The sequence below is a fragment of the Geobacillus sp. YHL genome, from assembly GCF_022341265.1.
Lineage (GTDB): Bacteria > Bacillota > Bacilli > Bacillales > Anoxybacillaceae > Geobacillus > Geobacillus thermoleovorans.
The window spans coordinates 1-19,602 of sequence record NZ_JAEIGB010000002.1 but is presented as its reverse complement, the minus strand read 5'-3'; the positions used below and the strand labels follow the sequence as shown (position 1 = coordinate 19,602).

29 protein-coding genes are annotated in these 19,602 nt (G+C 54.7%); 5 read left to right on the top strand and 24 right to left on the bottom strand.

All coding sequences use genetic code 11. The features are described from left to right. Positions 1–56: 56 nt before the first annotated feature. Positions 57–215: a hypothetical protein gene (locus JCR24_RS02525; RefSeq protein ID WP_008879283.1), complete on the top strand. Its 159-nt coding sequence runs from the start codon at positions 57–59 to the stop codon at positions 213–215. A 35-nt stretch (positions 216–250) separates the two neighbouring features. On the opposite strand, the gene JCR24_RS02520 is transcribed toward JCR24_RS02525, so the two are convergent. Beyond that, positions 251–415, bottom strand: a complete 165-nt coding sequence (locus tag JCR24_RS02520) for a hypothetical protein (protein ID WP_011231072.1) — start codon at positions 413–415, stop codon at positions 251–253. 105 nt (positions 416–520) lie between these two features. Next, positions 521–838 (bottom strand): hypothetical protein, encoded by a 318-nt coding sequence (locus tag JCR24_RS02515; protein ID WP_013145439.1) that lies wholly within the window; start codon positions 836–838, stop codon positions 521–523. A gap of 222 nt (positions 839–1,060) precedes the next feature. Here JCR24_RS02515 and JCR24_RS02510 point away from each other — a divergent pair, with 222 nt between their 5' ends. Then, complete coding sequence (locus tag JCR24_RS02510) at positions 1,061–2,182, top strand: DUF2515 domain-containing protein (protein WP_238980016.1); 1,122 nt, start codon at positions 1,061–1,063, stop codon at positions 2,180–2,182. Positions 2,183–2,193: 11 nt separating this feature from the next. On the opposite strand, the gene JCR24_RS02505 is transcribed toward JCR24_RS02510, so the two are convergent. Then, positions 2,194–2,373 carry a YozD family protein gene (locus JCR24_RS02505; protein WP_011231069.1) on the bottom strand — a complete coding sequence of 60 codons (180 nt, stop codon included), beginning with the start codon at positions 2,371–2,373 and terminating at the stop codon, positions 2,194–2,196. A 130-nt stretch (positions 2,374–2,503) separates the two neighbouring features. Between JCR24_RS02505 and JCR24_RS17460 the strand changes: the two genes are divergently transcribed. Next, positions 2,504–2,626, top strand: a complete 123-nt coding sequence (locus tag JCR24_RS17460) for a hypothetical protein (RefSeq protein WP_013145441.1) — start codon at positions 2,504–2,506, stop codon at positions 2,624–2,626. Here the strand turns inward: JCR24_RS17460 and JCR24_RS02500 are convergent. From JCR24_RS02500 to JCR24_RS02485, 4 genes are all read right to left on the bottom strand, one after another. Beyond that, entirely contained in the window at positions 2,608–3,252 is a 645-nt protein-coding gene (locus tag JCR24_RS02500; RefSeq protein ID WP_011231068.1) for a hypothetical protein, read from the bottom strand. The genes JCR24_RS17460 and JCR24_RS02500 overlap by 19 nt on opposite strands. 131 nt (positions 3,253–3,383) lie before the next feature. Then, positions 3,384–3,602: a YozE family protein gene (locus JCR24_RS02495; protein WP_011231067.1), complete on the bottom strand. Its 219-nt coding sequence runs from the start codon at positions 3,600–3,602 to the stop codon at positions 3,384–3,386. Positions 3,603–3,948: 346 nt separating this feature from the next. Further along, a complete protein-coding gene (bioB, locus tag JCR24_RS02490) occupies positions 3,949–4,950 on the bottom strand; it encodes a biotin synthase BioB (protein ID WP_238980015.1) in 1,002 nt (333 codons plus the stop codon). A gap of 157 nt (positions 4,951–5,107) precedes the next feature. Continuing rightward, on the bottom strand, positions 5,108–6,547 hold the full coding sequence (locus JCR24_RS02485) for an NAD(P)/FAD-dependent oxidoreductase (protein ID WP_119877454.1): 1,440 nt from the start codon (positions 6,545–6,547) through the stop codon (positions 5,108–5,110). A 179-nt stretch (positions 6,548–6,726) separates the two neighbouring features. Between JCR24_RS02485 and JCR24_RS02480 the strand changes: the two genes are divergently transcribed. After that, complete coding sequence (locus tag JCR24_RS02480) at positions 6,727–7,320, top strand: DUF502 domain-containing protein (protein ID WP_238980014.1); 594 nt, start codon at positions 6,727–6,729, stop codon at positions 7,318–7,320. A gap of 42 nt (positions 7,321–7,362) precedes the next feature. On the opposite strand, the gene JCR24_RS02475 is transcribed toward JCR24_RS02480, so the two are convergent. Next, complete coding sequence (locus tag JCR24_RS02475) at positions 7,363–8,301, bottom strand: magnesium transporter CorA family protein (RefSeq protein ID WP_014195699.1); 939 nt, start codon at positions 8,299–8,301, stop codon at positions 7,363–7,365. Positions 8,302–8,615: 314 nt separating this feature from the next. Beyond that, the gene (locus JCR24_RS02470; protein WP_011231062.1) at positions 8,616–8,762 is read right to left on the bottom strand and encodes a hypothetical protein; all 147 of its coding nucleotides are present in this window, start codon (positions 8,760–8,762) and stop codon (positions 8,616–8,618) included. A 181-nt stretch (positions 8,763–8,943) separates the two neighbouring features. On the opposite strand from JCR24_RS02470, the gene JCR24_RS02465 reads away from it, so the two are divergent. Beyond that, positions 8,944–9,234 (top strand): HesB/YadR/YfhF family protein, encoded by a 291-nt coding sequence (locus JCR24_RS02465; protein WP_238980013.1) that lies wholly within the window; start codon positions 8,944–8,946, stop codon positions 9,232–9,234. A gap of 25 nt (positions 9,235–9,259) precedes the next feature. Here JCR24_RS02465 and JCR24_RS02460 read toward each other — a convergent pair whose 3' ends face one another. The 15 genes from JCR24_RS02460 to JCR24_RS02390 form a co-directional block, all read right to left on the bottom strand. After that, a complete protein-coding gene (locus tag JCR24_RS02460) occupies positions 9,260–9,667 on the bottom strand; it encodes a PaaI family thioesterase (protein WP_238980145.1) in 408 nt (135 codons plus the stop codon). Next, positions 9,667–9,981, bottom strand: coding sequence for a hypothetical protein (locus tag JCR24_RS02455; protein ID WP_011231059.1), 315 nt, complete (start codon positions 9,979–9,981; stop codon positions 9,667–9,669). The genes JCR24_RS02460 and JCR24_RS02455 overlap by 1 nt, the downstream gene beginning before the upstream one ends. A gap of 14 nt (positions 9,982–9,995) precedes the next feature. After that, complete coding sequence (locus tag JCR24_RS02450) at positions 9,996–10,412, bottom strand: acyl-CoA thioesterase (protein WP_011231058.1); 417 nt, start codon at positions 10,410–10,412, stop codon at positions 9,996–9,998. A gap of 117 nt (positions 10,413–10,529) precedes the next feature. Further along, entirely contained in the window at positions 10,530–10,757 is a 228-nt protein-coding gene (tlp, locus tag JCR24_RS02445) for a small acid-soluble spore protein Tlp (RefSeq protein ID WP_013145449.1), read from the bottom strand. A 30-nt stretch (positions 10,758–10,787) separates the two neighbouring features. Continuing rightward, positions 10,788–10,931: an acid-soluble spore protein N gene (locus JCR24_RS02440; protein ID WP_011231056.1), complete on the bottom strand. Its 144-nt coding sequence runs from the start codon at positions 10,929–10,931 to the stop codon at positions 10,788–10,790. Positions 10,932–10,986: 55 nt separating this feature from the next. Then, the gene (locus JCR24_RS02435) at positions 10,987–11,118 is read right to left on the bottom strand and encodes an FbpB family small basic protein (RefSeq protein ID WP_011231055.1); all 132 of its coding nucleotides are present in this window, start codon (positions 11,116–11,118) and stop codon (positions 10,987–10,989) included. Positions 11,119–11,239: 121 nt separating this feature from the next. Beyond that, a complete protein-coding gene (locus JCR24_RS02430; protein WP_238980012.1) occupies positions 11,240–11,761 on the bottom strand; it encodes a TlpA family protein disulfide reductase in 522 nt (173 codons plus the stop codon). A 112-nt stretch (positions 11,762–11,873) separates the two neighbouring features. After that, a complete protein-coding gene (locus tag JCR24_RS02425) occupies positions 11,874–12,023 on the bottom strand; it encodes a hypothetical protein (RefSeq protein WP_167372779.1) in 150 nt (49 codons plus the stop codon). A gap of 249 nt (positions 12,024–12,272) precedes the next feature. Continuing rightward, entirely contained in the window at positions 12,273–13,121 is an 849-nt protein-coding gene (locus JCR24_RS02420) for a sulfurtransferase (protein WP_238980011.1), read from the bottom strand. Between the two features lie 120 nt (positions 13,122–13,241). Next, a complete protein-coding gene (locus JCR24_RS02415; RefSeq protein ID WP_020279120.1) occupies positions 13,242–13,517 on the bottom strand; it encodes a YpbS family protein in 276 nt (91 codons plus the stop codon). Next, positions 13,514–13,702 carry a hypothetical protein gene (locus JCR24_RS02410; RefSeq protein WP_013145453.1) on the bottom strand — a complete coding sequence of 63 codons (189 nt, stop codon included), beginning with the start codon at positions 13,700–13,702 and terminating at the stop codon, positions 13,514–13,516. Before JCR24_RS02410 ends, JCR24_RS02415 begins: the two co-directional genes overlap by 4 nt. Beyond that, the gene (locus JCR24_RS02405; RefSeq protein ID WP_238980010.1) at positions 13,702–17,451 is read right to left on the bottom strand and encodes a dynamin family protein; all 3,750 of its coding nucleotides are present in this window, start codon (positions 17,449–17,451) and stop codon (positions 13,702–13,704) included. Before JCR24_RS02405 ends, JCR24_RS02410 begins: the two co-directional genes overlap by 1 nt. Positions 17,452–17,629: 178 nt before the next feature. Continuing rightward, positions 17,630–18,253, bottom strand: a complete 624-nt coding sequence (locus tag JCR24_RS02400) for an isoprenylcysteine carboxyl methyltransferase family protein (protein WP_025039382.1) — start codon at positions 18,251–18,253, stop codon at positions 17,630–17,632. Beyond that, positions 18,250–19,317: a type III polyketide synthase gene (locus JCR24_RS02395; RefSeq protein WP_238980009.1), complete on the bottom strand. Its 1,068-nt coding sequence runs from the start codon at positions 19,315–19,317 to the stop codon at positions 18,250–18,252. Before JCR24_RS02395 ends, JCR24_RS02400 begins: the two co-directional genes overlap by 4 nt. A 24-nt stretch (positions 19,318–19,341) precedes the next feature. Beyond that, positions 19,342–19,602: hypothetical protein (locus tag JCR24_RS02390; protein WP_238980008.1), on the bottom strand; the 261-nt coding region annotated here is incomplete at its 5' end.

The following is a 19,602-nucleotide window of genomic DNA, read 5'->3' as shown; positions in this document are numbered from 1 at the left end:
GAACCGCCGCCAGACCGCATACACTAACGACAACGACGGTTCAAGGAGGGAAAACGATGGGCAAAAAACACCGCAACCGCATTAACGGGCAGAAAAAGAACAACCATATTCCAAAAGAAGCATTGATCGCTGAAGATGAGGCGCATGCCAAAGAATATTCCGCCGCCGGCGGCCGGAAAAACGGTCCGGGCCATCACGACAATCCAGAATCGTGACAAACCGCAGAAACCCTTGTGCGATACAAGGGTTTCTATCGCGGTTCCGACGGCTCGGATTCGTCCCAAGCAAGCGTGACGACTTTTGTATATTCCCCGCGTTCAATTTCCTCTTTTGTCGCTCTTTCATTCAGCTCCTCATCGTCGTCGATGCCCGGGGCCACCGTCGGCATGTCGCGCCGCCGTTCGTCATGTTCCATCAAGTCCGCCCCCTTTCCTTTCTTATCCGTTCCCGAAACAAGGGGGCTTTATTCATATTATATCATCTCTAGCTCTTGCTGGCGACTATATTTTTGAATATTCGGTCAACAGATGAGCTGTCGTTCCACTTGTTTCCATCCGTCTGGACAAAGGCGATAGTACGTCTGTCCTTTCCGCCCTTCATCGATCAGCACAACGTCCCCAGTCCGCATAAATCGAGCTTGACAGTTTTTCGGCATCAGATCGGCGACATTAAACATCCGATACAACACCGCCAGCACTTCATCATGTCCGGCCGCCGTCACCGTCATGCGGCACACTTGCCGGTAGCCTTTCGTTTCCCCAAAGCGCGGTGTTTGAAAAACGACCGCCTCATATGCACGTTTTGTCATCCACATCCGTTTCCCCCATAAACGAACCATTGTTTTCCTCTCCCTTCTCCCAATAAATCGGCCCTCCGAGCCCCATACTATGGTTGATGTCGAATTCGATCGCGAATCGTCTTCGGAGCCGAGACAAACGTGTATTATACTTATTTGGTGATTTGGCGTGTCGATTCCTTCAGCAAACGAGCACTCCTTTTGTCGAAACGATCGCGGTCTTCTGGCAAAAGTCCACAAATGATGCAAAGGAGAGACAGCCTGATGCCGACTCGCCCGTTCGCTTGGCTGCGCCATCCGCTTCAGTATGCCTACCGCTCCTTTTTGTACCGCCATCCGGTCCGCCTCGCCGATGACGGCCTGCTTCGCCGGATGGCCGCCCGCACAACTGTCCCGACTGACGGACCGCTCAGCGCGGAAGAAAAGGGCATTGTTGCCGCCATTCGCCGGAAAACAGCGGAATATAACCGCAACAACGTGACGCGCACCGCCGCCTACTTAGCGTTTTTTGAGCGCCATCGGGAAATTCATTGGGCGTTTTTAGCCCATCTCGTCTCGCGCAACGGCGGTTGGAACATGACTGATTTGCGCGGCGGCCTTCTTCCGTTTTTGCTGCCGGAACAAATCATTGCACCCCTTTTTTTGTTTTTGGAGCGCGCCAATGCCCTCATTTTTCATGATGCCTATCCGCAGCTTCTGCTGTACGAAGAAAGCAAACGGAGGGAGACGCCGCTGTTTCATTTGTTGCCGGCGCTAGCGGTGTCTTCGTTTATGAAGCCGATGTGGGAACATTTTTGGGAAACGGGGAATGCCGCGCTTCTTACGGTTGCTCTGATCATCAACGAGCAGCAGTACATCCAGCTTCGCGTCATCGAACATCCGTTTTTCCGCACCCGCGTGCTGTCAAGCTGGCCGTTTATTGTCGAGCAATGGCTCGGGTTCAACGATGTGCTCATCCCATATGCCAAAGGCCGCCGCGTAGCGCTTGCCGGAACGACCGTGCGCGATTTCGCCGACGTCCACCACCGCATCCATATCGGCAAAACGCTGTACAGTCTGCTGCTGTTTGACGCCCGGCTGTTTCGCGGCGCCTGCCGCTTTGCCCGCTGCGTCCCCCACAGCGGCTCACGCGCCGACTTCTGGCCGCAATCGTTCGCTGAAACGCCTGATGGGCACCGCTTTTACAGCCCCCGCCTTGAGGAAGCTTGGCCGGATCTTGCGCACCCGTTCCACGATCATCGCGATTGGTTCACCGATGAGGCGATCATGCAGGCGCTTGAAACGCTCCCGCTTCCGGCCTCGGGCGACATGACCAGCCGCTACGAGCGGCATTTGGCCATGATGAAAACAGCCGCCATCGCGGCGGCCAAATCAACTTCATCATAAAACGACGAGGACTACTCCCCATCGATGTCAATCTCTTCATCGATGATGCATTTTTCAAGCAAATAGTCAAACGTAATATCCGCGAGCTCCTCAAGCTCCTCTTGCGTTGGCACAAAGCCGCGGCGGATGAGTTCTTGGTAAAAAAACTCAGCGATTTCTTCCGTATCGATAATCACTTCAATTTCCTTCACCGCATCTCGCCCCCTTTGTAATGTTGTATGTCGCCGCCTTCCGTTTTATGTCAAAAATCATGTTGTACTATTTTTTCAGTCTCCCCCATACATATGTACCAACAAAACAAAAAACACGGAGGCGGACAAAATGGACAAATTCACTGCGATCGATAAAATGATGGAAACAGTTGTCAATGGATTGGGCGCGATCGTCATTTTCGCCGGCATTCCTTATTTTCTTTTTATTCTTTATCAATTTCTATCCTGGTGATTGGCGATTGTCCGCAAACGTTTTACAACTGTTTCCATCATCCGTTGGTACTGTTCATCGCCGAACCATTCATATAACGCTTTATAATCGTTGTACATGTCAAGGAGCTCGTCGACCGACGGCCCTTTCTCTCCGCTGTCGGCCGGCGGCAATAGAAGCGACGCTTTCACCGGCGCGGCGATGACAATATCTTGCACGAGCGTGACGGACGTCTCCTCTCCGTCGGCAAGCGGAATGATGTCTTCCAAATGGACTTCAATCTCCCAACCATCCGTCAGCCGTTTCAATTCGTAAATCGTCTCTTCCCATCCTTCCCCGTAGTAGCGGTAAATTTCTGTCCGCACCCCGACAATTTTGAACAAATGGCCGCCATAATCGCGGACGCGGACAATTTCGCCGAGGAAAAACGGCAACTCAATTTCAATCTCTTCCGCGATCCATAAATCACCCACAAACTCAGACAATAAAATGAGCGCTTGCTCGGCAAACAAGCTATGGCCATGGTTGATTTCGTATAAAAACACACCGTCAATCTGCTGAATATCGGTGATCGTTCCGACCGTTCCGTACAATGTATTGACGACGATGTCGCCGACGGAAAATTTCGGGCGTTTCGGCGCGCTCATTGGCATCTCCACCCTTTGGAACAAATAGTTAGTATAGTATATGCATGCCAAGAAGGGTGGACACCTGCAACCGCGCGGAAAAAAGCTATTTGAAAGCGCTCCCAATTTATGAAATGGGAACGCTCCCTTAGTTACGCTTCATGCAAAAATTGCTCCCATAGCTCATCAAACACAACCATACTTTCCAAATAGTCACCGTTAAGCTCCAAATAGCCGCTCAGTTCTTCATAGTCCGTCGACCCTTTTGGAAAGCTGTGGTCTTCATACGCTCCGTTCGCAAACCGGACGACCGGATCTTCCTGGTGTCCATGGCGGAAGCGCAGCAAGTAACGGTAGAATGACTTTGCCATGTCCCCCATCCTCTTCCTTTCCTTTTGTTGCTATTATAATGAGCTTTTGGCTGTTTGTGAAGCCTTTTTTCGCAGCTTGTATTCCCATCGTACGCGTCGGGTTGGCTTTTCATGCCAAAAAAGCGCGTCAAACGGCGCAATAGGGGTTCAATCCGCTTTTCTCGTCAGAGCATAGGCAGGCCAAGTCCACCGTCTTATCATGCGCTCCGCTTCTCGCCAAGGCTTGCGATGCGCCATCGTGGCGTCCCATCTGAAACCGCATGGCGCCTCCCATGCCTCCCGCTTCGCTAGGTCTTGTCCTCGGTGAGCGCACATACAAAAAGCCGCCATCTTCCGGCGGCATCGTTCATGATACGACTCCGGCTTGCGGAGCCGGGGCAAATTCGATTTCAAACCCAAGATCCCCAAGCATTTGATAATCGGCTGACTTTTCTTGCCCGGCGGTCGTCAAATAGTCGCCGACAAAAATCGAGTTGGCGGCATACAGGCCAAGCGGCTGAAGTGAGCGCAAATTCACTTCTCGCCCGCCGGCGATGCGGATTTCTTTGGTTGGATTCATATAGCGAAAAAGGGCCAGCACCTTCAAACAGTAACGCGGGTTTAATTCGTTCGTGCCAGCCAGCGGCGTGCCGTCGATCGCATGCAAAAAGTTGACTGGAATGGAATCGACGTCAAGCGCCCGCAAACTGCGCGCCATATCGACGACATCCTGCTTCGTTTCTTTCATGCCGATGATGACGCCGGAACAAGGCGAAAGACCAGCTTCTTTCACCGTTTCCACCGTCCGCACCCGGTCGTCGTATGTATGGGACGTCGTAATGTTCGGATGGTGCTGTTTTGACGTGTTAATGTTATGATTGTAGCGATCGACTCCCGCCTCTTTCAGCCGCGCCGCCTGCTCCGGCTTTAAGATCCCAAGGCAGGCGCACACTTTCAGCCCGAACCGCTCTTTAATTTCCTTGACCGCAGACACAACGGTGTCGATCTCTTTATCGCTCGGCCCGCGGCCGCTGGCGACGATGCAGTACGTCCCAATGCGCAAACGGTGTGCTTCTTCCGCGCCGCGCAACAACGTCTCTTTGTCGACCATTTTATATGTTTTCACCGGCGCCGTCGATACGGCGGACTGCGAACAGTAGCCGCAGTTTTCCGGACAGAGGCCGGATTTGGCGTTGATGATCATGTTCAGCTTCACTTTGTTTCCATAATAGGCGGAGCGAATCCGGTACGCCCCTTGCAGCAAAAGGAGCAACTCCTCGTCCGGACAATCCAATATCGCCAATGCTTCCTCATCGGTCAGCTCGTGGCCTCCCAACACTTGCTCGGCCAACACCAGCCAGTTTGCCATCTCTCCTCTCCCCTTTCCATATCATTACATTTATCGTAACGGACCAGCCGCATATTTGTCAACTATATTTTCATTTCAGTTTACTTTTTAATCCGTCCCTAGGCAGACAGCAAAAAAACAGGCCCCCGTTTGAAGGGGCCTGCCCTCGGTTCCTCACCTAATGCGTCAATTTCTCGACGATGTCGCGGGCGATCCAGACGCCGCAGGCGCTCGCCTGCGCAAGGCCGCGCGTAACGCCGGCGCCGTCGCCGCCGACATACAGCCCGGCGATTTCGGTTTCAAAGCGGTCGTTCAATTTCGGACGCGCCGAATAAAACTTCGCTTCCACCCCATAAAAGAGCGTATGCTCAGAGGCAAGCCCCGGAGTGACGTGGTTGAGCGCCTCCGTCATTTCGATCAAGCTTTTCATCGTGTTGTACGGCAAAACGAGGCCTAAATCGCCCGGCACCGCTTCTTTTAGCGTCGGTTCGATGAACCCTTCTTTGATCCGCTTTTCCGTCGATCGCCGTCCTTTTAAAATGTCGCCGTATTTTTGCACGATGATGCCGCCGTTGGACAAGGCGTTCGCCAGCCGAGAAATTTCATGGGCGTATTCGTTCGGCTTGTCAAACGGATCGGAAAACTTATGTGAAACAAGAAGGGCAAAGTTCGTGTTGTTGCTGCCGAGCTTTGGATCTTTGTACGCATGGCCGTTGGCGAGCATGATGCCGGAATGGTTTTCGACGACGACATGTCCGGACGGGTTGCTGCAAAACGTGCGCACTTGCGTCCCAACCGACGTGTTGAAAATGAATTTCCCTTCATACAGATGTTCGTTAATTTCTTGCATGACGATGTTCGATGTTTCCACGCGCACTCCGATGTCAACCTGATTGTTGATCATCCGCAAACGGCGCTTGCGCAAGATTTTGCTCAGCCAAACCGAGCCATCGCGCCCCGGAGCGATGACGACTTTTTCCGCTGTCAACGTTTCTCCGTTTTTCAGCACAACGCCTTTCACTCGATGGCCGCTCTCCGTCCGCTCGGTCACGATATCATCCACTTCCGTTGTAAAGCGCATCGCAATCCGCTCGCGCAAATATTCAAAAATGCTTTTCAAAATTTCCAAATTTTGCTCTGTACCCAAATGGCGGACGTACGCGCGCAATAGCTTCAGCCCGGCCGCATAGGCGCGCCGCTCGATCTCTTTCACTTTATCCGTCATCGGGTCGGTGATCGATGTCGTCGCTCCGTGCTTCAAGTTGATCTCATCGACATAGCGGATGAGCTCAAGTACGGTCGAAGCCGGCAAATAGTCGGTCATCCAGCCGCCGAATTCGCTCGTGATATTGAATTTGCCGTCCGAATACGCCCCCGCTCCGCCGAATCCATTCGTGATCGAACAGGCCGGCACGCAGCCGGCATAGTCTTTTTTGCCGGCCGGCGGCGGACACTTTTCAATTTTTCTTTGCAAAATCGGACAATTGCGTTTATAGATATCGTGCCCTTTATCGATTAAGAGCACGTTCGCTCCAGGGAGTTTGAGCGTCAGTTCGTAGCAAGTGAAAATGCCGGCCGGCCCGGCGCCGACCACGATCACATCGTAATGATTGTTCATGATCCATCCCCCATTTCCCATGTTCCATTCGAAAGTATACGGAACATTTGGCAGTTCGTCAAGGAAAAACACGAACTTTCTTACCGAATACAACAGAAAATGTTCGATATAATAGAGAGTTGTATAAAGCCAAAAAAATTGGTATGGTGGTAGAGAATGAATAGCGGGGAGGGAAAGGGATGCGTTTTTTCGTGAAACATTTTCTAAACGGCATGCTGACGATCGTGCCAATTTTACTCGCCGTCTATATGTGCTACAAAGTGTTCACCGTTTTGGATGGACTGCTTGGCCAATACGTCCGTCCGTATTTGGATGGCCGCTACATTCCCGGCCTAGGCCTACTGGCGACTGTCGCGCTCATTGCCGTCTGCGGTTGGCTGTCAACGCAATACGTAAGCGGCCGCCTCATTCGATTGATCGATCGGTTGTTTGAAAGCATTCCCTTGATGAAAACAGTTTATTCCGTCGCCAAAGATACAATCGCTTCCTTCGTCGGAGAAAAACGATCGTTTTCGCAAGTTGTGCTCGTTACAATGCCAGAAAGCGGCTGGAAATGCCTCGGCTTCATGACGATGGAGGATGTCGGCGCTTGGCACGATCCTCTCGCCGACTACGTGGCCGTCTATATCCCGCAGACGTTTCAAGTCGCCGGGTTCACCCTGCTCGTCCCAAAAGATCAAGTGGAAGTCGTCGACATCTCGCCGGAAGAGGCGATGAAATTCATCCTCTCCGGCGGTGTGGCCGTCCGAAAGCAAAAGCGGCTGCCCCAATGACAGGGCAGCCGTTCGCATGGCCATCCAAAACGCGCCTGGCCGTCAAAAGTATCGCTTTTTCCAAAAGATATACGCCGTCGCCGCTGACAGTGAACCGGCGAGCGCCATCGCGATCAAAAAGGCGTACGGAGAGTGTTGGTACGGAATCGGTACGTTCATGCCGTAGAAACTCGCCACCATCGTCGGCAGCGAAATGACGATCGTAATGGCCGTCAAAAACTTCATCACAATGTTTAAGTTGTTTGAGATGACCGAAGCGAACGCGTCCATCATGCCGCTTAAAATGCTGCTGTATACTTCGGCCATTTCAATCGCCTGCTTGTTTTCAATAATGACGTCCTGCAGCAAATCCTGGTCATCTTCGTACATGCGCAAATAATTGAGGCGCATGAGCCGCTCCATGACGATGTTGTTCGCCTTCAGCGACGTCATAAAATACACTAAGCTTTTTTCCATGCTGAGAAGCGAAAACAGCTCCTTGTTTTTCATCGATTGGTGCAATTCTTTTTCGATTTCGCTCGTCCGCCGATTGATTTGCTTCAAATAGCGCAAATAATACGTTGAAATCATGTACAGCATTTGCAACGCAAACCGCGTCTTCATAAACGTGTAAAAGTTTTTGATTTTGTTTTTGGAGAATTCTTCGAAAATCGGATTCTCCTGCAAACAAACCGTAATAAAACACGTGTTCGTAATGATCATGCCGATCGGAATCGTCTCGTAAATCGGGCCGTCCACTTCATCATGGGCGACAATCGGAATGTCGACGATAATGAGCACATGGTTGTCTTCCTTTTCGACGCGCGACCGCTCCTCGTCATCCAACGCGTCTTTGATCGAATCGATCGGAATGTCCAAATGGTGGGCGATGTAGCGAATTTCGTCTTCCGTCGGGGCAACGAGATTGATCCAGCAGCCATTTTCAATATGATCGATTTCGCGCATTTTGCCGTTGGCATCGGACAAATACATTTTCATCATCTGGCATCCTTCCTCCTTTTCACGCGAGGAAGGCGGCGCCTCTTCCTTTCCGTCCGGAGCCCGTTTTCGTATGATGAGCAGCCGACAAGAAAAGGAACAGGCCGCGTTCCCCGCTATATTCCGGTTCCGGTTCGTTCGGGCTTGAACTACTCATATACGAAAACGCCACTCCTTTCGAAAAAGATGTCCCTCAAGTAATGATAGCGCGGACCGGCCCGTTTGTATAGTAGGTGCCATAAAAAAAAGCAGCCTACTGGCTACTTTATTCACAAAACAGCGCGATGTTCAACCATCGCCCGCTCGATTCGGCTTTTTTATTCGCTCGATGGCGTCGTGTTGAAAAAATCAGGCGCTTGTTTGTCAATTTGCCGACGGTTGGAACGGCGCGGGCGTTGCTCTTTCTTTTCGCCCATCACCCCATCCGATTCATAGCTTGGCGCAAACGGCCGCTTCTTGCTCACCGTCTTCACCCCCCTCGCTTTTACTGTTCGCCGTCGGCCGGCATTTTACTCGAGCCAGTCAGGGCTAGTTTAATCCATTTTCCGGAAATTTTTTCGCCCTCAAATTGTCAGCCAATGTTCACACAATCGTTTTACCGGCGCCGTCCATTCACTTATAATAAACAAGTGAGGAGGGGAAGCCATGAACATCATGATTACAAAAAAAGCGTTTGATTGGTACAAGCGGGAGCTCGGGCTGAAGCCGGGCGATGCGATCCGCTTTTTTGCCCGCTACGGCGGGTGCAGCACCGTGCAAAAAGGGTTTTCGCTTGGCATGGCCAAAGACGAACTGGTCGACAAGCCGGCGGCGCAGACGACGGTTGATGGCATCACCTTTTTTATTGAAGAGAGCGACCAATGGTATTTCGATGGACGTGATTTGACTGTGGATTTGGACGAAAAAAGCGGCGAACCGGTGTTTTTGCTCCATTAACCAGCGAAAAAAGCTAGCCGTGACGCTAGCTTTTTCGAATAATGGCGATCGTGCAGCGGGAGATGCAGACGAGCTCCCCTTGTTCGTCCGTAATGCGCACATCCCACACCATCGTCGTCCGACCGCGGTGCAACACCGTCCCTGTCGCCGTCACCGTCCCGCGGCGAACGGCGCGGACGTGATTGGCGTTGATTTCCAATCCAACGACGTTTTCCGTGTTGGGGTCCACAAGCGCGTACGCGCCGATGCTGGCGACCGTCTCCGCTAAGGCGACTGAGGCGCCGCCATGCAGCAGCCCAGCCGGCTGGTGCGTGCGCCAGTCGACCGGCATCGTCGCGACGACGCGGCCTTCGCCAACCTCAACAATTTCGATGCCGAGCGTATCGATCAACGTATGTTTCGACATTTCCTTCACAACGGCCAAATCGATCATCATTCCTTCTTCCCCCGTTTCGTGAATCGTTCCAGTTCAAACAGCCGTCCTTCCTGCTGCAAAATGCGCGTTTGCGTCTCACCGAGCAAATCGAAATGCGGAAACTCACCGCGCCGATCGATCCACTCTTCCTTCAGCCCGTACTGCCGCCCCCAAGCGGCGAGTTTTTCGACATCGGCGCAGCCGACTTTCGTCACTGTCGTGCAATGCGGAAACCGTTCGTCGTACCAATAGTGGGTCAAAAAGGCGATTTCACCGCGCTTCACTTTCTCTTTCCATGCCGCGAGCTCATGTCGGCGGATGCCAAACGCCATCGCACCGCTCCCCTTTACCGCTTCGCCCGCTCATATGCTTCATGCCAGTCAGGAAAATATTTGCGGATCACGATCGGCCGAAACGTATCGCGCTTGACGCAAACGTGCTGCGACTTTCCGGTCACCGCCACCTCGCCGTCCGGGGCGAGAATCTCGTAGCCGTATGTCACGCGGATGCCGTCATAGGCGTCAATCCATGTGCGGACAGTCGCCGTTTCCCCGTAGTGAAGCGGCTTTTTGTACGACACTTGCAAATCGACAACAGGCGAAATGATGCCTTCTTTCTCCATGTCAGCATAATGAAAGCCAAGCTGTTTGATCAATTCCGTGCGCCCGACTTCCATCCAAACTAAATAGTTCGCGTGGTAGACGACGCCCATTTGGTCTGTTTCCGCATAACGCACTTCAATTTGTTTTTCTGCCACTTTCACGTTCGTTCTCCCTCCATTTTTTACCGGGCCTCCTCTTCTATGTTACCATTCGCCCGTCGGCTCGCTCAAGCGGTAGACAAAAAAACGAAGCCGCCCCCCGCATGAGGGCTGCTTCGTTTACTGGTAGCCGTGCTCCCGTGCAGCGGCTTCGTCTTTAATTTCCGCGCGCATGGCCGCGATCGCTTCTTCGCGGCGGCGGTTTTTCGCCCGGATCTTCTCCTGCTCCTCCGGCGACGCAAACTGCATCGTTTCTTCGGCTTTTTCTATGTTCTCAATGGTGTTTTGCACCATTTCTTGCAGCTTTTCCACATTGTCGCTGCGGTCATCCGGTTTCGGACGCGGCATGAATGCTTCCTCCTTTGCGCGAGTTTCCGGCTATTCGCCCTTCGTTTGGATGACTTGGGCGTGCTGGCCGGACTGGTCTTGCATTTGTTTGCCCTTGTTTCCTCCTGCGGCGCGAGGCTGTGTGCCGATATGGTTCGGCACGAAATGTTTGCGGCTTCCTTTCGGATTGCTCATTGTCTTCGCCTCCTCGCCATCTAGTCTGTCCCCCCGGAGGACCGCTATGCATGGGTCATTCTGCTTTTTTGAGCATCCGCTCTTCCAGCTTTTTCTCGATTTTTTCGAGCGCTTCCCGATCGTTCAACAATTGCCGTTTGTTCTCGCTGATCAGTTCTTGGAGAGTCATTTTGCGGGATCGTCTCATCGCTTCAACCTCCCCTCACTTTTATTGTAATCTTATTCATGCCCAAAAAAGATAAAAATTATGACAACTTTTTGAAAAATAACGAACCACGAAGAAAGCGCCTTTCGCTGCAGCCATCTGCTCAACGAAAAAGCGCTGTTTCCTGCTCGAGCCGCTTCGCCGTCACCGGGCCGACAATTTTTCGCCGAATGACGCCGTTTGGATCGATAATATACGTCGTTGGAATCGTTTGGATTCGATATTGACGAAGCGCTTCGCCGCGCACATCGAGGCCGACTGGAAACATGAGCCTGTTCGCTTTCGCAAACCGCTCAGCGTTGTCCAACGTATCTTGCGTCGTCAAATGAACGGCAAGGAGCGCAACTTCGCGGCCATGCCGCTCGTAAAACTTGGCAAGCTCCGGCATTTCCTTTTTGCACGGCGGGCACCACGACGTCCAAAAGTTGAGGACGACCGCTTTGCCACGCAGCACCGACAACTTAACCGACTGGCCCCCAAGCGCCGGCAAGGTCAAGTCGGGAGCCGTCTGACCCACTTCCGGACCGGCTCCGTTTGCTTCATTCGGTTTGTCAGCTGCCATCACATTCCAAAGGCCATAGCCGGCGACAGCCAAGAACAAAAGAATGACTAGCCATTTCCGCACGTTGTCCCCTCCCTACCGGCGCCTCCCGCCGCTCTGTCCACGATTATAGCACATACGTTTGCCATTTGCCAACCATCGTGCTTAAAACGAAAAAACGAGGGGCGCGCCCTCATCATCGGATGTTTTGATGATCGTTTTTCATTTTCTCCGCTTCGACTTCTGCGTACGAAGCGAATTCGCTCCTCCATTCGTTAAAGCCGTTTTTCTTCTTCGCGTTGTTGTTTCGTTGGGCATTGGCATTGCCAAGCTTTGTCCGGCCCATGCGTCTCCTCCTCTGCTTCCGTCGGTTCACCTATAGTATCCGCCGGCGGCCAAAAAACTATGCATACAGCGGCTTCAACCGACGGCCGAAACAATGGAAGAAAAGCGAAACAAACACTAGGTGAAAATCATTGAAAATCAACAACGCTTCGACCTCATGCGGACCGAAAAAAGAAAACGAAAAGAAAACAACGGTTCCATCCGACAACACCGAGGCGTCGAATGATGTTTCAGCCCGAATCGGAGAAAACTAAGCATCGGATGACGGGTCACCCGTTTCAATCGGGTTGTCCGGATAGGAAATCCAGTCGCTGAAGCTGCCGACGTACAGCCGAACGTTGTGATAACCAGCTTCGTGGAGCGCCAACACGTTCGGGCAGGCGGTGACGCCGGAACCACAGTAAACGATCAACGGCTGCCCACGGTCAAAATCGGCAAACCGAGCCGCCTGCTCGACAGCGCTTTTCCAGTAGCCGCCTTCCGTCATTCCGTCTTTCCAAAACCGGTGCGCCGCTCCTGGGATGCGGCCGGCTCGGCGGTCGATCGGTTCTTCCAGGCCGGCATATCGCTTCCATTCACGCGAATCAATGAGCACAGCCGAGCGATCGCGGACGGCGGCGCGCACATCCTCAACCGTCGCCAGCCATGACCGATCCGGACGCGGCCGAAACGGGCGGGACGCCACAGCAGGGACGACGTTCGTCACCGGATGCCCTTTCTTCTTCCATTCACGATAATTGCCGTCCAATACGTATGCGTGGGCATGGCCGAAATAGCGAAGCAACCACCAGCAACGCGCCGCCATCGCCCCGTCTTGGTCGTCGTAAGCGACAACGGTCACCGTTTCATCGATGCCGACCCGGCCAAACACGTCCGCCGCTTGCTCGGCCGACGGGAGCGGGTGGCGGCCGCCGTGCTCTCCGACTGGGCCCGACAAGTCGCGTTCCAAGTCCATATACACGGCACCAGGAATATGATCTTCCTGGTAAACGGCCGCTCCTTTCGCAGGATCGCCAAGCCAAAACCGACAATCAAGAATGCGCGTGTTTTCGTCGTGCAAATGGCGAAGGAGCCATTCATGGGAAACAAGCGACGCCATATGTCCTCCCCCTCTTTGTTTTTGCTGACGCCAAACGTTGTTTCTTGATCGGAACGGAAAGCAGCCAATCATCAACAGGACGCCGGCGGCGCCGACACGCTCAACCAGCGCTCGCCATCGTCACGATCGCTCTTTCCCTTCAAGCCGGCTCACGTACTCGCGCACCATCTCCGGCGTCACGCACCGGCGCGCCGGCACGAGGCCGCTTTTGGCCAGTTCGTTCATCCGCTTCGTCACTTCATTGATCCCATCAACCGTAAACGACTCGCCGCGGCGGCACCGCTCGACCGCTTCGTCGATGAGCCGCTCGCGCTCGGCGTCGAGCATAGCAAATTGCTTCAAGATGGTATGCTGTTTTTGCACATGGGCAGTGATCGCGTGATGCACTTCGCTCAATGGTCCTCGTCCTTTCCTGCTTCTTTTTCCATCAAACGCCGGACGTTCGGTTTCGGCGTCCAACAGTTGAACCGATAGTTCGGTTTCGTCGCATAGCCGAGCCGGCGGCAATACGTGTACAGCCCGTCGGCTCGCTTTTCTATACGGTAGTGGATGCATGTAGCGCAAGCGTGAAACCGGTTCATCAACGCGCCTCCCCGACGCGGCCCGAAAGAAGGCCGCGAAGCGCCGCTTCGATGCGGGCGAGCGCCTCATGATCCGCCGCTTCGGCGAGCGCGGCAAGCAAGCCCTCCATATAGCTGTCGACTTGTTCCGCGAGAGCGGCCGAAAGTGCGGCGACGGCAGCCTTGTATTGTTCTGCGTACGTCGCCACAAGCCGCTCTTTTTGCTCAGCCAAATAGGCGTCGATCGGCTCGACAAGCGCCGCCTCAATTTCCTCTTTCATCCGCCGCTTTTCGTCGCGCTCAAAAAACGATTTGGCGTTTTTATACAGCGAAAGCGCCTTGGTAAACCGCACCCGGTCTACATCCCCAAGGGCGTTGGCAAACTCCGGCGCCGAAAAGGCAAACGGCTCAGGCGGCGTGAGCGCGAGCGCATCATCGAAACGACGAAGCTCATGGAATAGGCGCGAGAACTGCTCGGCCAGCTGCTTGTGCAAAAACGACTCAACACGCAAGCTCGTCGCCCGCAACTCTTGGGCCAAATCAAAGCCAACCGATGCGAGCAACTCGTCGAGGCAACGCTCAAGCGCCCGACGCGCCGGGCCTTGGTCGTCGCGGAGCACCGCCGGGTTGAACGCCTCCTTAAACACATCGTTGAGGCGGAAAAAGACGCGCTGCTTGACGTAATAGAGCAATTCGTCGACTTCCTGGCGAAGCGCCTGCCGGCCGTAGGCATCATCAATGCCAGCAAGCACGGCGTGCATCTTCGTTTTCACCGCCTCAAGCGCCTGCCGTTTCTCCGCTTTTTCCGCTTCGCTTTGCCCAGCGGCGCGCGCGAATTCCTCTGCCGCCCGCCGCGCCCGCTCAAGCTCGGCATATGCGCTCTCGACGGCGACTTCCGCCAGTTCTTCCGTTAAGAAGCGGAAGAAGTCGGTTTCAAAGGCAGACAAGCCGGAGTCCGCCAAGACGCCGCGCGGACCGGGCTCGGCCCCCGTTTTTTCCGCCAGCGCCAAGCGGCTTGAGAGCGCATAAAGGCGCGGGAAGCGGATGCCGAAGCGGGCGAGCTCTCCGTTCATATAGGAAATGACGGCCTCAAGCTCCTCTTTCGACTGGGCCAAATCAGCCGCATTGATGACGAAAAACATTTTATCAAGCGCAAACGTGTCTTTCACGCGCCCAAGCTGAAGCAAAAACTCGCGGTCTGCTTTCGAGAACGCATGGTTGTAATACGTCACAAACAACAACGCATCAGCATGCTTCATGTAATGAAACGCCACTCCCGTATGGCGGGCGTTAAGTGAATCCACCCCCGGGGTATCGACAAGCGTCACCCCTTGGCAGGTGAGCGGACAGTCGGCGTACAACACGACCTCATCTAAGAAACATGACACCGCTTCGTCAGCGACATACGTCTCGAGTTCTTCCCAACCGATGGAGACGATCTCCCCGAATCGACCGTTCATCCGCTCATAGCCGGCCGCGGCAGCTGCCAAAAAAGCCACATGCGGCTTTTGCGCCGGATGTTCGGCTCCCGATTCGGCCAGGCGGGCGCAAAGGCGGAGCGCTTCATCCCATGTATCCGCCTCATGGCCGCACTGCCGAAGCGACGATTGCACATCCGCCCAAATTTGCAGTTCGCTTTTTACCTTGACCACCGCCGTGCCGTGCGGGTGCTTGTGATCGGGCGGGGCGATTTTGCTGATGGCGGCGGTTGTCGGGTTGGGCGACGATGGCAGAAGCGGGGCGCCGAGCAAGGCGTTCGCCAGCGACGATTTGCCGGCGCTGAAGGCGCCAAACAAGGCGACGGTAAACGATCGCTCGCGAAGCCGACGCGCCTTGTCGCGCAATGGTCCAGCGAAGCGGCCAAGCAGTTCGGACCGTTCAAGCCAAGCCGCCGCCTCCTCAAGCCGCTCGGCCGCCTCTTCGCTCCGCTGTTTTCTGCCGCTTGAAAGCGTCCGAGCTTCGTCCGCTCTTTCGCTCACTCCGAGGCCGGCCGCTTCCTGACCGAGCGCTTGCTCTTTGACGGAAAGATGGCTTGTTTCCGCTGGCTTGGATGCTGCTTGCGGTTTTGCCGTCTCGGCATGACGCGCTTTCCGGAAGACCGGCGGCGCCGTCAACGCGGCGAGACGGTTTTCATCAAGCGATGCAGACTCGCATGGAGCAGCGATCAGCTGCTCGAACGCACGCCGGCGCTCGTCCCGCTCGGCTCTGAGGCGGGCGAGGCGGGCGGCGAGCTCCACTTTTTCGCGCGCCGCCGAAAGCTGTCCGTTCAATGTTTCTGTTTGGGCGGCCGCCCGTTTGGCGATTTGTTCCTTCAGTTCGGCAAACAAGGCGAGCGCCGAGTCACGGTAGCGTTTTTTCAGCGCCGCCGCCACCTCATCCGTATAATTTAATAGCGCGGCGCCGCTTGATTCCGCCCCTTGTTTAACGAGGCCGGCAAGCATCGTCTCATCCCACTCCGCCGTCCATTGCTGGCACTCGCTGAACCAATCGTCATCAGCATGCCATTCTTTCCCAAACTGAACAAGGAGCTGGCGGACGTGCCATTCGATCTGCGCCGCCGCTTGCGCTTTGACGCTTTCATAAAACGCCTCAAGCCGCCGCTTGCGCTCTTGCTCCGTTTTTGTCTTCGCGAACAACAAGCCCACTTTGAAATTCGGCTGCATCGCCTGCAAGTACGCCTCAGCCCGCTCCCTCGTCTCAAACGGCATCACGTACGCGTTTTGCAGCACGCGCTCAAGCTCCGAACGGAACGCCTCCTCCGCCCGCGACGGCGCTGTTTGCCAATCGGCAAGCTCCGCCTCAAGGCGATCGAGCTCCGCGATGGCCGCCGCCTCGTCATCGGCGCCGCCAAGCGCCTCGAGGCGCGTCTCAATCGTTTGCTCAAGCGGCTCGTGCCGCGCGCGGAGATGCTCAAGATGGCCGTCCGCGATCCGTTTTAACGCCGACTCGGCGCCGCGGACGAGCCATTCCTCCTTGTCGGCAAACAACCGGCGCAAACAAGCGACAAGCTCATGCCATTCGTTGTGCGGATGTGACGGGTCTTTCAGCGACAAGAAAAACAAACGGGCCGCCTCAACTCCCCAACGCCGGAACGCCTCGGCGGCCGAGGCGCGAAATTCAGCGAACGGCAGCTCGTCGTCGCGATGTTTATCGATTTGGTTGATGATCAAATAAACGGTCTTTCCTTCATCTGTTAATTGTTTTGTAAATTGGAAGTTTAATTCCGCCTGCACATGGTTATAATCCATGACGTAAAAGACGACATCCGCCAAATGAAGCGCTGACTCCGTCGCCAGCCGGTGGGCGTCATCGGTCGAATCGATGCCCGGCGTATCGAGGATCGCGACCCCCGGCGGGATGGCGTCCGTCGTTCGGCTGATTTCAATCCATTCGATCGTCTCCCCGTCCCGGCATTGGGCGCGAATCAAGTCCGGGTCGTACGGCGGTTCATACTCGACCGGCTCATCGCGGTGGAAAAAGATGCGCACATAGTCCGGACCGGCTTTCACTTTGACGAGATTGGCGCTCGTCGGAATCGGGCTGGACGGCAGCATCGGCTCGCCGAGCAACGCGTTGATCAAACTCGATTTGCCGGCGGAAAAATGACCGCAAAACGCGACAATGAGCTCACCGGATGCCGCTTTTTCGATGAGCTGCTTCACTTTGTCCGCATGCTCCTGGTCATCCGCGGACTGAAGCTGATCGTGCATGTCGATCATTTTCGAAAGCCACAGCCGCAATGACGGCCGCTCAATCGCAATATGCCCCATGACCAAAACCCCTTTGTCTCCCTCAATGTCATTTACATTCATTTTACTGCATTTCGCCCCGTTTCCCAATAGAAAAAAAGAAAAATCCTGCCGTAACCCGACAGGATGACATAGAGAAAGAGGCAACGCCCTGCCGCCGCCCGCAGGCGAACGGCGAACAGATGCCATTATAGACGGCTCAAGGGCTGTTTTTTATTTGTCCGCTGCTTTCAGCTTGCCGCATCTTGCGGATGGCAGCCTCCCCCCTTAACCGGGGCAAAAAACGCGGCCGCTCCCGAAACGCCTCCCGGTAGTCGGTGAGCGCCGCCAGCGCTCTTTCCTCAACCGCGATGCGAATCGACAGCAAAAATGCGTTCAAAAGCGAAAAGACAAGCGCGGTGATCGGCGCTTGAAACAAAAGCGGCAACAGCGCAATCTCTAAGGCGACAACCACATAGTTCGGGTGGCGAAGCCATCGGTACGGCCCTTTTTTCACTACTTGGCCGTTTGGTACGATCAAAATTTTCGTATTCCAAAAACGGCCGAGCGACCCAATTGTCCATACGCGCAGCCCTTGCACGACAAGAAAAAGCGGAAACAAAAGCGGCCAGCGGCGCGACGGGCGCGCGCCTTTTCGAAGCGCCTCAACAGCCAACGACAAAAAGAAACCGACATGCATCAATACGATCAACGGGTAATGGCGAGCGCCGAACTCCCGCGCCCCGAGCGCTTTCACATACTGTTCGTTCCGTTTTGCAAGCCGAAGCTCAATGACGCGCATGCCGGCAACCGCCAAAAACACGAACCAAAACCGCACGATCATCCCCCCCATTGAAGCAGCACCATTTCCGCACTAAAGCCCGGGCCGAGAGCGATAAGCAGGCCGTGCCCAGACGAAAGCGGCTGCCGCATCATCTGTTCGAGCACAAAATACACGGTGGCCGACGACATGTTGCCGTAGCGGGCGAGTACGTCTCTAGCGGCTTTTGTCTGTTCCGGACCGAATCCGAACGCCTCCTCGTACGCTTCAATGACTTTCCTCCCGCCCGGGTGGGCGATGAAATAATGAATATCCCCAAGCCCTAACCCATGTTCCTGCAAAAACGACTCGACTTGCGGGCGCAGCCAAGAGCGAACGATCGCCGGAATGTCTTTTGAAAAGATGACAAACAAACCTTCGTCACGAACATCCCAGCCCATCACGTCTTCCGAGTCGGGCATGAGCACCGAGCGGGCGGCGATGACACGCGGCGCGCCAGCTGTCGGCGCCGCTCCGTCGCCGGCCACAAGCAAGCACGCCACGCCGTCGGAAAAAAGCGACGTACCGATCACATTGCTTTTGGACCAATCATTGAGTTGAAACGTCAAACTGCAAAACTCAACGGCGATCACAAGCGACTTGGCATTCGGAAACGCCCGGCAATAGTCGGCTGCCCGGGCGAGCCCAGCCGCCCCTCCCGCACAACCGAGCCCCCAAATCGGCACTCTTACGGCATGAGGGGAGAACGGCAATATGTTCATCAGCCGCGCCTCGATGCTCGGCGTCGACAGCCCTGTCGTTGAGATGTAAAACAGCGCATCGATCTCCTCATGCAAAACAGGGCCGGACGAAGCCTTGCGCAAACAGTCATTGACCGCCTCTCGGCTGTAGCGGACGGCACGGTCGATGTACACCCCATTTTTTTCACCGAAACCGCGCGGCGCGCTGTACCAGGCAAGCGGTTGGACAAACGTGCGCGTATGAATGCCGCTGTTGTCAAACGCCTGCAGCAGCCGCTCCGCACGCGCCATTCGACCGGCGAACAGCCCGGCGACATGCTGCTTCACCTCGTCTTGGGCGGCCGTATACGGCATCCTTGCTGTGCCGACAGATAAAAGAACCGGCATACAAACACCTCGGTCTGTTCCTCTTTATTCTATTAGGATGCGCAACAAGCCAATCGGTATGCAATGGAAAATATGTTTGTACACCCGTTTTTTCAGGAACAGCGAATGGATTTCTAGTTTTCGCAGCCAAAAAAAGTTATGAAAAGTTGCTGCAATCAAAAAACAGGCGCGGACAAAACCGGCCTGTGTGTGAGTAAAATATTTGTGGGTGACATTCCGAAATGATCCCCGACGAGGGTTGCGAACTTTTGTTCGCGACGCTCGTCGGGGCCACCAAGCGAAGCG